Annotated in this window: 1 pseudogene; it reads right to left on the reverse strand. The window is 46.8% G+C overall.

Annotated features, from left to right (window positions below):
- Positions 1–122 precede the first annotated feature (122 nt).
- Positions 123–476, reverse strand: a pseudogene (locus tag ACTHUR_RS19730) (sigma-E factor negative regulatory protein); the annotation flags it as partial.

The following is a 476-nucleotide window of genomic DNA, read 5'->3' on the forward strand; positions in this document are numbered from 1 at the left end:
TTCATGGAGCGCATTATAACTGTTTTGACTTCTTTGAAGCTATGCTTTCAGACGGCCTGACGGTTTTACTGAAAAAATAAAAACCCTTGCCATAAAGCAAGGGTTTTGCATGATTTCATTTTTTACTGTACAACAGTCTGCTGCTCATTTTTTTGATCGGTACGGACAGTCGGACGGTTTTCAATTTTGCCGTCTTTTGCCGCATTTGGTACAACGGTCTCGCCAGGCTCGGAAGCCGCTTTATCGTCAGGCGTACCGCTTACTGGAATGATATCTTGTGCTGGCTGAATATTAGACTTCTCGGCAACCGGCATAGCGTCACGAGAAGTTTGCGGCGTAAACTGCCATGCCGTCACAGCAATGGCACACACGCTGGCAGCGGCTGCAAAGAATTTAAAGAAGCCGTTATTGGCCGCTTCGCGATGAGTATATTTTTCCTGCTTGCCGGCAATCTCAGCTTGAGGCACTGTAAATGC

The sequence above is a fragment of the Neisseria sp. P0021.S007 genome (assembly GCF_051956855.1).